The organism is Streptomyces sp. NPDC016845 (genome assembly GCF_044332585.1).
Taxonomy (GTDB): Bacteria; Actinomycetota; Actinomycetes; order Streptomycetales; family Streptomycetaceae; genus Streptomyces.
In genome coordinates this window covers 764,990-777,626 of sequence record NZ_JBIRPI010000002.1, presented here as the reverse complement: position 1 = coordinate 777,626, position 12,637 = coordinate 764,990, and the positions used below count along the sequence as shown (strand labels likewise).

The 12,637-nt window shown below is 69.9% G+C and carries 11 protein-coding genes; 1 reads left to right on the top strand and 10 read right to left on the bottom strand.

Going from position 1 to position 12,637, the window contains the following annotated elements; genetic code table 11:
* Positions 1-39 precede the first annotated feature (39 nt).
* The 4 genes from ACH4RC_RS09565 to ACH4RC_RS09550 all read right to left on the bottom strand — a co-directional run bounded on the left by ACH4RC_RS09565 (position 40) and on the right by ACH4RC_RS09550 (position 4,255).
* Positions 40-546, bottom strand: a complete 507-nt coding sequence (locus ACH4RC_RS09565; RefSeq protein WP_398197456.1) for a DUF2087 domain-containing protein — start codon at positions 544-546, stop codon at positions 40-42.
* Positions 547-619: 73 nt separating this feature from the next.
* Positions 620-2,287 carry a glucose-6-phosphate isomerase gene (pgi, locus tag ACH4RC_RS09560; RefSeq protein ID WP_398197453.1) on the bottom strand — a complete coding sequence of 556 codons (1,668 nt, stop codon included), beginning with the start codon at positions 2,285-2,287 and terminating at the stop codon, positions 620-622.
* 117 nt (positions 2,288-2,404) lie between these two features.
* Positions 2,405-3,169, bottom strand: a complete 765-nt coding sequence (locus ACH4RC_RS09555; RefSeq protein ID WP_398197452.1) for a sugar isomerase domain-containing protein — start codon at positions 3,167-3,169, stop codon at positions 2,405-2,407.
* A gap of 75 nt (positions 3,170-3,244) precedes the next feature.
* Positions 3,245-4,255, bottom strand: coding sequence for an N-acetylglucosamine kinase (locus ACH4RC_RS09550; protein WP_398197451.1), 1,011 nt, complete (start codon positions 4,253-4,255; stop codon positions 3,245-3,247).
* A gap of 83 nt (positions 4,256-4,338) precedes the next feature.
* Here ACH4RC_RS09550 and ACH4RC_RS09545 point away from each other — a divergent pair, with 83 nt between their 5' ends.
* A complete protein-coding gene (locus ACH4RC_RS09545; RefSeq protein ID WP_398197449.1) occupies positions 4,339-5,220 on the top strand; it encodes a MurR/RpiR family transcriptional regulator in 882 nt (293 codons plus the stop codon).
* A gap of 58 nt (positions 5,221-5,278) precedes the next feature.
* Here the strand turns inward: ACH4RC_RS09545 and ACH4RC_RS09540 are convergent, their stop codons facing one another.
* The 6 genes from ACH4RC_RS09540 to ACH4RC_RS09515 all read right to left on the bottom strand — a co-directional run bounded on the left by ACH4RC_RS09540 (position 5,279) and on the right by ACH4RC_RS09515 (position 12,517).
* Positions 5,279-5,614: an RNA polymerase-binding protein RbpA gene (locus ACH4RC_RS09540; RefSeq protein ID WP_003976875.1), complete on the bottom strand. Its 336-nt coding sequence runs from the start codon at positions 5,612-5,614 to the stop codon at positions 5,279-5,281.
* 245 nt (positions 5,615-5,859) lie between these two features.
* Positions 5,860-6,090, bottom strand: coding sequence for a preprotein translocase subunit SecG (secG, locus tag ACH4RC_RS09535; protein ID WP_324766249.1), 231 nt, complete (start codon positions 6,088-6,090; stop codon positions 5,860-5,862).
* 146 nt (positions 6,091-6,236) lie between these two features.
* Entirely contained in the window at positions 6,237-7,013 is a 777-nt protein-coding gene (tpiA, locus tag ACH4RC_RS09530; RefSeq protein ID WP_398197446.1) for a triose-phosphate isomerase, read from the bottom strand.
* Between the two features lie 6 nt (positions 7,014-7,019).
* A complete protein-coding gene (locus ACH4RC_RS09525; protein ID WP_398197444.1) occupies positions 7,020-8,231 on the bottom strand; it encodes a phosphoglycerate kinase in 1,212 nt (403 codons plus the stop codon).
* 152 nt (positions 8,232-8,383) lie between these two features.
* A complete protein-coding gene (gap, locus tag ACH4RC_RS09520) occupies positions 8,384-9,394 on the bottom strand; it encodes a type I glyceraldehyde-3-phosphate dehydrogenase (protein WP_398197441.1) in 1,011 nt (336 codons plus the stop codon).
* A 189-nt stretch (positions 9,395-9,583) separates the two neighbouring features.
* Positions 9,584-12,517, bottom strand: coding sequence for a M14 family zinc carboxypeptidase (locus tag ACH4RC_RS09515; RefSeq protein ID WP_398197439.1), 2,934 nt, complete (start codon positions 12,515-12,517; stop codon positions 9,584-9,586).
* Between the last annotated feature and the right edge of the window lie 120 nt (positions 12,518-12,637).

Below are 12,637 nucleotides of genomic sequence, written 5' to 3'. Positions count from 1 at the left end.
CTCCACGCGTAAGGCCCCGCATCTTCAAGATGCGGGGCCTTACGCGTGGACCGGGACCCGGTAGTCGGACCCGTCCTTCTCCCGTACGAGGAGACCGTCGTTGACGCAGTAGCGGCGCAGTGCGGCGGTGTCGTCGTGGACGGTGCCGAGAGCCGCGTTGATCTCGCGCTCGCTGTAGGTGCGGTCGGTGTCGAAGAGGGTGTCCGTGAGGTGGACGAGGACTTCGTGGCGCACGGTGGGGCGGACCGGGATCGCGGTCAGCCGGCCGCGCGCGAAGAAGCCGGTGAGGTGGCGCGGGACGCCCGTGGCGGGCTCGGGCGTCCGGGCCCGGCGGAACACCTCGGGCCCGGCCCGCAGCGACCCGTCGTCGAGCCGTTCGACGAGCCCGGCACCGATCAGCCTGCCCAGATGTCTGCGGGCGAGCGGGGAGTCGGCCTCGCGCGGCGGCAGCTCGTCGAGCACGATGCGCGCGTACAGCCTGAGTCTTTCGGGGTCGGCGAGCGCCGACATGAGCTGGTCCACGGGGATGCCTCCCGGCAAGGTCACGGACGGGCAGTCTCACCCGCCGGGCGGCATCCCCGCATCCGATTAACTCGAACGCCCGCGCTGGGCGTAGAACTTACCGGCCGCGCAGCGAGCGGTACTTACTGACGAGTGCCCGGGTCGACCCATCGAGTCCGGGCACGTCGGCGCCCTCGGTGAGGGCCGGTTCGACGCGCTTGGCCAGGACCTTGCCGAGTTCGACGCCCCACTGGTCGAAGGAGTCGATGTTCCAGACCGCGCCCTGGACGAACACCTTGTGCTCGTAGAGGGCGACCAGCTGGCCGAGCACGGACGGCGTCAGCGACTTGGCGAGGATCGTCGTCGTGGGGTGGTTGCCCTTGAACGTCTTGTGCGGGACCAGCTCGTCCGGCACGCCCTCCGCGCGCACCTCGTCCGGCGTCTTGCCGAACGCGAGCGCCTGCGTCTGGGCGAAGAAGTTGGCCATGAGCAGGTCGTGCTGGGCGACGAGCCCCGGCAGCAGATCGGCGACCGGCTCGGCGAACCCGATGAAGTCCGCCGGGATCAGCTTGGTGCCCTGGTGGATGAGCTGGTAGTAGGCGTGCTGCCCGTTGGTGCCGGGGGTGCCCCACACGACGGGCCCGGTCTGCCAAGCGACGTCCTCGCCGTTGCGCTGCACGGACTTGCCGTTGGACTCCATGTCGAGCTGCTGGAGGTACGCCGTGAACTTCGACAGGTAGTGCGAGTACGGGAGCACCGCGTGCGACTGGGCGTCGTGGAAGTTGCCGTACCAGATGCCGAGGAGGCCCAGGAGGAGCGGCACGTTGGTCTCGGCGGGCGCGGTGCGGAAGTGCTCGTCGACGAGGTGGAAGCCGTCGAGCATCTCGCGGAACGCGTCGGGGCCGATGGCGATCATCAGGGAGAGGCCGATGGCGGAGTCGTACGAGTACCGGCCGCCGACCCAGTCCCAGAACTCGAACATGTTGGCCGTGTCGATGCCGAAGTCGGAGACCTTCTCGGCGTTGGTCGACAGCGCCACGAAGTGCTTGGCGACGGCGTCCTGACCGGCCCTCAGTTCGGTGAGGAGCCAGTCGCGCGCGGAGGTCGCGTTGGTGATCGTCTCGATGGTGGTGAAGGTCTTCGAGGCGATGATGAACAGCGTCTCGGCCGCGTCCAGGTCCCGTACGGCCTCGTGCAGGTCGGCGCCGTCGACGTTCGAGACGAAGCGGACCGTGAGGTCGCGGTCGGTGAAGGAGCGCAGCACCTCGTAGGCCATGGCGGGGCCCAGGTCGGAGCCGCCGATGCCGATGTTGACGACGTTCCTGATGCGCTTGCCGGTGTGTCCGGTCCACTCGCCGGAGCGGACCTTGCCGGAGAACGCGGCCATCTTGTCGAGCACCGCGTGCACCTCGGGCACCACGTTCTCGCCGTCGACCTCGACGACCGCGTCGCGCGGGGCGCGCAGGGCCGTGTGCAGCACGGCCCGGTCCTCGGTCGTGTTGATCTTCTCGCCGCGGAACATGGCGTCCCGCAGGCCGAAGACGTCGGTCGCGGCGGCCAGCTCGCGCAGCAGCCGCAGCGTCTCCTCGGTGACCAGGTGCTTGGAGTAGTCGAGGTGCAGGTCGCCGACGTCGGCGACGAGGCTGGTGCCGCGTGACGGATCCGCGGCGAACAGCTCGCGCAGCTGCACGTCGCCCAGCTGCTCCCGGTGCTTGGCCAGCGCCTGCCACTCGGCCGTCTGGGTGAGCCGCGCGCGGCTCTCTGCGCCTGCTTCGAACGCGTTCATCTCGGACTTCAGCTGCCTCTCGTACGTGCGTACGTGCCATGCCCCGCTCTGCCGACCAACCTAATCGATCAGCGGCCGGTATGAGCGGTCTGTCCGAGGCACACGCGGCCGTCCAGCTCAGTGGCCGCCGCGGTGCAGGCGCCCCGCGTAGTGGTCCTCCAGGCGGCCGTTGCGCTCGAAGCCGCCGGGCAGGTTGGCGGAGACGTAGACCGGCGGCTCGTGCCCCTCGGCGAGCAGCAGGGCGACGGCCTCGGCCACGACCATCTGGACGAGCAGCGCCGAGGTGATCGTCGAGACGCCGCAGAGCCTGCCGCCGTCCGGGAGCGGAAGGATGGCGTCGCCGGCCGGGGCGCAGTTGTCGAGGACGGCGTCGGCGTGGTCGGCGAGGCGGCTGCCGCTCGCGTGCAGGGCGGGGACCGAGCGGGTGTGTTCGAGCGAGGTGAGCGCGACCAGGGCGTGCCCCTTCTCCTTGACCAGGAGCGCCATGTCGACGATGGAGTTGTTGACGCCCGAGTTCGAGATGATCACGAACAGGTCCTGCGGGCGTGGGGTGCTGAGTTCGTAGAGCCGGGCGGCGAGCCCGGGGCGGCGCTCCAGGAGCGGGTCGTCGAGCACGGAGCGGTCCTCGCCGCCGCGCAGGACGAGGTCGTGCAGGGCGACGCGGGTGGTGGGGATGAGCCCGCCCGCGCGCCCGGAGATCTCCAGGGCCGTCGCCTGCGAGTGACCGGTGCCGAAGGCGTGCACGACGCCGTCGGCGGCGACGCAGTCCGCGATGAGGCGGGCGGCCGCGGCGACACCCTCCTTGTTCGAGGCGACGGCGCGCTCGACGTGCTCGCGCACCTGGTCCGCCAACACGTCCGCGCCGAGCGGCTGTTCCGTCATGACCCCGACCCCCTCGGTTCATTGATTCAGTGCGATCCGCACAGACGGAAAGACTGAACCACATGGACACCGCCGTCAAGGTGTTCCGGATGCCCCGTCGGCCAGCAGGCGGGCCAGGGCGACCGCGCCGCCGACACCGTCCGGTACGGCCGAGCACCGCAGCCCCATCGGCTCTACGGCCTTGCCCAGCCGCTCACCCAAAGGCCCGCCGGGGCCGAGGAGCCCGCCGGTGACGATCAGCGATTCACCGGGCTCCGGATTCAACGCCCCTACTGTGTCGACGAGTTGGGCAGCGGCCTCGTCGAGCAGGGAGCGCGCCCGGGCGTCCCCGCGCTCCGCCGCCGCCACCACGAGCGGGCTCAACTCGGCCAGCACGATTGGCCGTTGCGCGTACGCCCAGGCCGCTATGTGCTGCTTGAGGCGGTGCCGGCCCGCCCAGTCGAGCGCGGGGTCGGCGCGGCCCGGCACCACCCGGTCGAGCACCAGCGTGACCAGCGGGCCCCACTCCGCGCGGCCGTCGACCGCGCGGAGCGCCCCGCGCAGCGCCTGCCGCCCGAGCCAGAAGCCACTGCCGGTGTCGCCGAGCAGCCAGCCGTCGCCGTCCACGACCCGCACCGTGCGGCGTCCGGCGACCCGGGCCGCCGCCGCGCCGGTCCCGGCGATGAGGACGAGCCCGTCGGCCGGGGCCCCGGGCCCGGAGGCGCAGGCCACCTCCACGTCGCCGTAGACGCGCAGCACCGCGTCGCCGATGCCGAGCCGGGCCAGCGCCTCGGCCAGGCACTCCTCGGCCATGCCGCGCCCGCGCGCCGGGGCGCCGCCCTCCCCCGCGCCCGCGAACCCGCCGACCACCCCGGCCACGGCGCCGCGCAGCTTCTCGGGCACGGCCGATTCCAGCGCCTGTGCCAGGTGCCGGACGAGTGCGGGCCGCTCCACGCTCAGCGCGTTGCCCGGACCGCCGTGCCCGGTCCCGACGAGGCGGCCGTCCGCGTCGGCACAGCGCGCCCGCACCCGGGTGCCGCCGGCGTCGATACCGACGACGAGCGGAGCCACGTACGGACCGGTGCGATCGAAGGATTCAATGAGCACACCGCATGATGATTGATAGATTCACCATCGGACAACACCATCGGACACACCATCGGACAACGTCGTCGGCACGGAAGAGCCCCATGATCACAGCCCGCATCCGCTCCGAACTGCCGACGCTCAGCGGCTCGTTGCGCAAGGTCGGCGCGTACGTGCTCGCCGACCCGGCCGCCGTCGCGGGGACCTCGGCGGCCGACCTCGGGCGGCGGACCGGCACGTCGCAGGCGACCGTCACCCGGTTCTGCCAGGCGCTCGGCCTGGAGACCTACCAGCGGCTGCTCCTCGAACTCGCCAAGGAGCAGGGGGAGAACGACCACGAGGCCGACCGCGGCGGCCAGGAGCGCCCACTCGGCCCCGACATCGGCCCGGACGACGACCTGGAGCACCTCATCTCCGTCGTCGCCCACGCGGATCTCCAGGCGCTGCGCAGCACCCGCGACCAACTGGACCGCGGCGCCCTGGAGTCGGCCGCGCAGGCGCTCGCCAAAGCGCGCCGCATCGACGTCTACGGGGTGGGCGGCTCGGGCATCCTGGCGCGCGAGACCGAGGCCCGCCTCTTCGGCATCGGGATGCCGGCGCGCGGCTGGACGGAGGTGCACGCCGCGGAGACGTCGGCGGCGCTCCTCACCCCCGCCGACGCGGCGGTCGCCCTCTCCCACTCGGGCCGCACCCGTGAGGTCCTCGGCCCGCTGCGCCTTGCCGCCGAGCGCGGCGCCACGACGATCGCGGTCACCGGCGACCCGCGCTCCCCCGTCGCCCAGGCAGCAGCCGTGCACCTGACGTGGACGGCGGCCGAGACGAGCTTCCGGCGCGGCAGCTTCGGCGCGCGCCACTCGGCGCTGCTGATCCTCGACTGCCTCTACGCGCGCGTGGCGCAGCTGACCTACGACCGGGCGACGGCCTCGATCGCGCTGACGTCGCACATCTCCGAGGAGCACGCGGCGCGGACGCGCCGCCGTCCGTGAGAGCGCGGAACAGCGACGGCCGGGCACCTTCAGGGCACCCGGCCGGTTCCTACGGCGTCTAGATCTCGCCCCGCAGTTTCGCGAGCGCCTCGGCGAGGATCGCCTCGCCGTCCGCGTCGCTGCGCCGCTCCCGTACGTACGCGAGGTGCGTCTTGTACGGCTCGGTGCGCGGCGGGTCCGGCGGGTTGTCCCGGTCCTGTCCGGCGGGGAAGCCGCAGCGCGGACAGTCCCAGGTCTCCGGCACCTGCGCGTCGGAGGCGAAGCTCGGCTGCGTCTCGTGCCCGTTCGAGCACCAGAAGGAGATGCGCAGGCGCGGCGCGGACTCGCCGCGCTCGGCCTCGCCCATCGGCCCCGCCCCGACCCGACTTCCTCGGATCGCGTTGCCACTTGCCACGGTCGTAACTCCCTGCGTGATGGTGCCGCGAAGCGTGTCGGCGTCTCGCTTCGTAGCGGAGCGCCTCAGTCTACGTAAGGCCCAACGCGCGTCCAGTGATTGGAGTTACCTCGTCTCGTCTAGACGCAAGCCCCATGATAGGCGGCGCCGTTGGACGCGTACCGGACATGGGGCTTTACGTGAGCTCTGTGCAGTTGTGACGGTTCGAACCGGTAGTTCGAATCAGGGGGCTCGGCCGATGAAAGTCAGTTGTTGATCTTCATCAGGATGCCGAGCACGACGATGCACGCGAACCAGAGCAGACCGAGCACGATCGTGATCCGGTCCAGGTTCCGCTCGGCGACCGAAGAGCCGCCGACGGAGGACTGCATGCCGCCACCGAACATGTCGGAGAGGCCGCCGCCCTTTCCCTTGTGCATGAGCACCAGGAGCATCAGCAGCAGGCTGAAGACGATCAGGGCGATCGAGAACCCCATAACCACGGCTGGACCAACTTCCTCGGACTTTTTCGGACGACGGGGCCGGAGCTCATCAAGGGAGAAGAGCTTCGGCCCCGCAAGGGTACGACGTATCGCCGCTAGCGCATACTCACAGGTCGCGCCACTCGCGAATCACCCGCGAATCACTGCTCGTGGAAGCGGACGATCTTGACGAACTCGTCGGCGTCCAGGGAGGCACCGCCGATCAGGGCGCCGTCGATGTCGGGCTTGCCCATGATCTCCGCGACGTTGCCGGACTTCACCGAACCGCCGTACTGGATGCGCACCTTGTCGGCCACCTCCTGCGAGTACAGCTCGGCGACCTTGCCGCGGATGGCGGCGCAGACCTCCTGCGCGTCGTCGGCGCCGCAGACCTTGCCGGTGCCGATGGCCCAGACCGGCTCGTAGGCGATGACGATCGTCTCGGCCTGCTCGACGGGCAGGTCCTTGAGGCCGCCCTCGACCTGGGTGAGCGTGTGGGAGACGTGGTTGCCCGCCTCGCGCACGTCCAGCTCCTCGCCGACGCAGAGGATCGGGGTCAGGCCGTGCTTGTAGGCGGCCTTCACCTTGGTGTTGACGATCTCGTCGTTCTCGGCGTGGTACTGGCGGCGCTCGGAGTGCCCGATCGCGACGTACGTGCACTTGAGCTTGGCGAGCATGGCGCCGGAGATCTCGCCGGTGTAGGCGCCGGAGTCGTGCGCCGACAGGTCCTGGGCACCGTACTTGATCTTGAGCTTGTCGCCGTCGACCAGCGTCTGGACCGAGCGCAGGTCGGTGAAGGGCGGCAGGACGGCGACCTCGACGGCCTCGTAGTCCTTGTCCGCGAGGGCGAAGGCGAGCTTCTGGACGTGGGCGATGGCCTCGAGGTGGTTGAGGTTCATCTTCCAGTTGCCCGCCATCAGCGGCGTGCGGGTGCTCATTAAGGGTCAGTCCTCCAGTGCGGCGAGACCGGGCAGCGTCTTGCCCTCGAGGTACTCGAGGGAGGCGCCGCCACCGGTCGAGATGTGGCCGAATGCCTTTTCGTCGAAGCCCAGGGTACGGACGGCCGCGGCGGAGTCGCCGCCGCCCACCACGGTGAAGCCCGGGGAGTCGATGAGCGCCTGGGCGACCGCCTTGGTGCCCTCGGCGTAGTCGGGGTGCTCGAAGACGCCCATCGGGCCGTTCCAGAACACGGTCCGCGCGTCGGCGAGCTTCGAGGCGTACAGCTCACGCGTCTTCGGGCCGATGTCCAGGCCCTCCTGGTCGGCCGGGATGGCGTCCGCGGCGACGGTGGTGGGGTTGGCCGACGCCTTCGTCCTGAGGTCGGGGAAGTCCGTGGAGACCAGGACGTCCACCGGCAGGACGAGCTCCACGCCGTTCTTCTCGGCGCGCTCCATGTACTCCTTGACGGTGGGGACCTGGTCCTCCTGGAGGAGGGAGATGCCGACCTCGTACCCCTTGGCCTTGAGGAACGTGTACGCCATGCCGCCGCCGATGAGCAGCCGGTCGGCCTTGCCGAGCAGCTTGTCGATGACGTCGAGCTTGTCGGAGACCTTGGCGCCGCCGAGCGCGACGACGTACGGGCGCTGGACGTCGGCGGTGAGCTTCCTCAGGACGCCGACCTCGGTGGCGATGAGGTAACCGGCGTAGGCGGGCAGCTTCTTCGCCAGGTCGTAGACGGAGGCGTGCTTGCGGTGCACGGCGCCGAAGCCGTCGCTCACGTAGACGTCGGCGAGGGCGGCGAGCCGGTCGGCGAACTCGCCGCGCTCGGTGTCGTCCTTGCTGGTCTCGCCCGCGTTGAAGCGCAGGTTCTCGATGACGGCGACCTGACCGGGCTCCAGGCCGTTCACCGCGTCGTGCGCGGCGGCGCCGACCGTGTCCTGGGCGAAGGCGACCGGCTTGGAGAGGAGTTCACCGAGCCGCTCGGCGGCGGGCTGCAGCGAGAACTGCGGGTCCGGCGCGCCCTTGGGGCGGCCCAGGTGCGAGGCGACGATCACCTTGGCACCGGCGTCGGCGAGCGCCTCGACGGTGGGCAGGACGGCGCGGATGCGGCCGTCGTCGGTGATGCTGCCGTCGGCCAGCGGCACGTTGAGGTCGGCGCGGACGAACACCCGCTTCCCGTCGACCCCTTCGGCGAGAAGTTCCTCGATGGTCTTCATGACTGGACTACTCCTGTAGTGAAGCTGTTCCGGTTGGCGCCCTGGCGCGCCTTAAGGCTGTGAGACTGACGCGCGAAAGGCCCGGACCGACGCGCGGCGTCGCGCGGGTCCGGACCTTCGCTCACATCGAGAGGCTCTGCTGCTCTGGAACCTTAGAGCTGACCACCGACGAAGACCGTCAGGTCGACGAGGCGGTTGGAGTAGCCCCACTCGTTGTCGTACCAGCCGAGGACCTTCACCGTCTTGCCCTCCTGGACCATGGTCATGGCGGAGTCGAAGGTGCAGGAGGCCGGGTCGCTGACGATGTCGGACGACACGATCGGGTCCTCGGTGTAGAAGAGGAAGCCCTTCAGGTCGCCGTCGTCGGCGGCCTTCTTGAACGCGGCGTTGACCTCGTCCTTGGTGACCTCGCGCTGCAGCTCGACCACCAGGTCGGTGGCGGAGCCCGTCGGGACCGGGACGCGCATCGCGATGCCGTCGAGCTTGCCCTTGAGCTGCGGCAGGACCAGGGCGGTGGCCTTGGCGGCGCCCGTCGTGGTCGGGATGATGTTCTCGGCGGCGGCGCGGGCGCGGCGCAGGTCCGAGTGCGGGAAGTCCAGGATGCGCTGGTCGTTGGTGTACGCGTGGACCGTGGTCATCAGGCCCTTGACGATGCCGAAGTTCTCGTCGAGAACCTTGGCCATCGGCGCCACACAGTTGGTGGTGCAGGAGGCGTTGGAGATGACGTGGTGGTTGGCCGCGTCGTACTTGTCCTGGTTGACGCCCATCACGATGGTGATGTCCTCGTCCTTGGCCGGAGCCGAGATGAGGACCTTCTTGGCGCCGCCCGCGATGTGCTTCTCGGCGTCGGCCTTCTTGGTGAAGATGCCGGTCGACTCGATCACGATGTCGACGCCGAGCTCGCCCCACGGGATGTCGGCGGGGTTGCGCTCCGACAGGACCTTGATGGTCTTGCCGTCGACGGTGATGGTGTCCTCCGTGTGCGACACCTCGGCCTTGAGACGGCCCAGGATGGTGTCGTACTTCAGAAGATGCGCGGTGGTCGCGGTGTCACCCAGGTCGTTGACAGCCACGATCTCGATGTCCGCACCCTGCTCGAGCAGCGCGCGGAAGTAGTTGCGACCGATGCGGCCAAAGCCGTTGATGCCTACGCGGATCGTCACGAACCGATCTCCTCGTTGGTACGCCGGATTCGACGCCGGCGAGATGTATTGGGATGTCCCCGACCGCCTTCGACCCTACCTCCCATAAGGGCTTGGGGTGACATCGAGCGGCCCTATGCAGGACACAGCGACCCGTACTCGCCAGTAACGTACGGGTCGCTGCATATTTCCCGGGTATTTCGCCGTCAATCAGTCGCTAATTGAGCGCAGTGCCTTTCTGATGAGCGCATTTCGGTCGGCGGGCGCGGTGACGTGTTCCAGACCGAATCCCAGAAGAACGCTGTCCGGGGTGCTGATCGCGCCGTAGGTCGTGAAGAGGTCCTTCGCGAGCGCCCAGTCCTCGACGGCGGGCGGGCTGCCCGCGGGCGGCCCGGGGACGGTCCAGACGCCCAGGGACGTCTCGAAGTCCTCGTTCTGGGTGACCTGGCCGCCGATGACGACGGCCGCGTTGTCGGCGCGCACGCCCTCGCCGCCGGAGCCGGGGTCGGTCACGTAGGCGAGCGAGACCTCGACGGAGCGGCCCGCGTAGGCGCTCAGGTCGTAGGAGACCGTCTTCCAGTCGTCCGAGGAGCCGGTGAGGCTGTTCCACGCGCCGCTGGTGCCGGTGTTCTGGCAGGCGGCTCCGGACCCGGTCAGGTAGCGCGTGAGCGCCGGGTGGTCGGCCAGGAGGAACCCGGCCTCGCACTCGGTGGGCACGGCGTTGGACGTGAACCCGGTGGTGTCCGGCAGGGTCGTCCAGTCCTCGGCGCCGACCGTGTGCGCCTCCAGGATCGCGTGGTCGTAGCCGGTCTCGGTGTCCCACAGCAGCTGCACACGCAAGGACGGCTGGTCGGCCGCGGTGACGTTCGTGAGGTCGATGGTGCGGGTCAGGCGCTTGTAGGCGTCGTCCGTGTGCACGGCGGCGGCCATCCCCGCGCCCTCGTACTGGCCGGCCCCGGCGCTCGTGAACTGCGGCAGGGTGGCCGAGGTGACCTCGTACAGACCGGCTCCGCCCAGCGGGTTGCCCGGCGCGTCGCCCAGGGCGGCGGTGATGCCGGAGAGCTCGCCCGAGCCCTCGAACCGGGTGGCGACGGGCGCCGCGGTGCGGGAGTAGGCGCCCAGGTAGTACTGGCTGAAGTCGTTGGTCGTGGTGTCGCCGATGTCGACGGAGCCGCCCGCCTTCTCGCCCGCCTCGATCAGCTTGCCGCCCTCGTTGAGGTAGGCGCGCACGGCGAGCTGGGTGGTGAGCCCCGGCCGGTCCGCGTTCGTGTAGTGCACGACCGTCCTGAAGTGGCCGAGGACGCCGAGCGGGTCGGGGGCGCCCTGCTTGGCGACGTTCCAGACCGCCGCCTTCTGCCCGGCCGCCTTCAGCGCGTCCACGTAAGCCGCTGTCTGCTGCCCCGCGGCGTCGTTCTCCGCGAGGACGAGCGTGTCGGCCTTCGGACGCTCGGCGACGGTGTACGTGTAGCGGGCACTGGACGTGGCTTTTCCGGATTTCGTCCGCCCCGTGAACCACACCTCCACCTTGTCGCCCGCATCGGCGCCCTCCACCTTCGCCCGGTACTCGTCGAAGTGGAGATTGTCCTCACCGCCGTAGGTCTCGCCGCCCTTCCAGGCGCGCAATTCCTCGTCGTGCGAACGGCCGCCATTGACGCGGTAGTTCAGCTCCTTGTCGCGTACGGACTTCCGCGCGACGACGGCGACTTCCTGGTCGCCCCCGCGCGCGTACGAGGTCGAGAACGTGGCCGGGGTGAAGTCGGCGGCCTCCAGACCGACCGCGGAGGACGGCTGGTCGGGGTGGTGCGCCGTCTCGGCCAGGGAGAGCGCGAAGGGGATGTTCTTCGCGAACTCGGCCTGGATCAGCTTCTCGTCGTCCGGGAACGTGAAGATCGACGCGCAGTCCTGGGGGCGCCAGGCGTCGTTCGGGTCGACGTTCGAGGCGGTCTGGCAGGTGCTCATCTCGGGGGTGAACATCGAGATGCCGTTGACGTTGCCGGCGTGGCCGTCCGCCTCGCCGTTGGTCGTGTACAGCTCCGAGGAGACCTGCGGGTGGTAGCCGGGGATCGCCGAGTTCGCCGGGGTGCCCGCGAGCGCCTGGTAGAGCACGTCGTCCGGGGTCGGGGTGGCGACCTGCCAGCCCACGCCGTAGAGGAGCAGTTCGGCGGCGGAGTGGTAGTTGATGGCGTAGTCGAAGCCGATGCGCTTCTCGAAGGCGTCGATGGCCTTGGTCTCGGGCTCGGAGCCCGGCCCGGTGCCGCGGTAGGTCTCGCTGGCGGGGCGCGGGGACGAGCCCTCGTCGTCGTAGCCCCACTTGTAGGCGAAGTTGCGGTTGAGGTCGACGCCGTCGCCGCTGGTGATGGCGCCGTCGCCGTTCACGTCGCGCAGGTTCTTGCGCCACTGGCGGTTGGCGGCCGCCTTGTGCGTGAAGTCGTAGCCGTCGGGGTTGGCCGACAGGACGAACCACAGCTCCGTGGAGTCGACGATCTTCTTGATCCGCCGGTCCTTGGCGTAGTTGTCGATGTAGTAGTGCATGAGGCGGCGGGTCATCTCGGGTGTGATCCACTCGCGCGCGTGCTGGTTGGACATGTACAGGACCGACGGCTTGGCGCCGTCCTTGACCTTGGTGGCGCCCTTGCTGAGTTTCAGGGCGAGGATGTCCTGGCCCTGGATCGTCTTGCCGATGGAGACGACCTTCGTGAGGCCGGGGTTCTCCTGCCCGGTGCGGACGATCTCCTCCTGGAGGTTCCCCTTGCCGCTGTACGGGCGGAAGACGCCGTCGCCCGCGGCCTTGAGGCGGGACTCGGTCCTGGCGGCGACCTTGTGCTCCGCGAGTTTCACGCCCTTGCCGCGCAGCGCCTCGGCCTGCTGGTCGGTGAGGTAGACCTCGACGTCGGCGGTGCCCTTCTCCGGCGCCTGCTCACTCAGTTCGTGGGCGTCCTGCCCGGCCTGCAGGAGCAGGGGTATCTGCTCCTTGCTGACCTCGGCACGGAACACCTTGACGGCGTCCGCGCCGGGATCCGCGCTCTTGGCCTCGCTGCTCTGCGGACTTCCGCTGTCCGCCTGGGCGACAGGCGCCAGCGCTGCCCCTCCCACCCCCAGCACCAGTGCTCCGACAGCGAGGATCGATCTCGCTCTTCGTCTCATGAGCCCCCCTTGCAGTTGTCTGCCGCGGTCGTGGCCACTGCCACAGAAGCGAACTGGCGCCAGACTCATGACAGTTCATGGTCAAGTCAAGGGGGCCTGAGGCTCCTCGCGCGGGCAGCA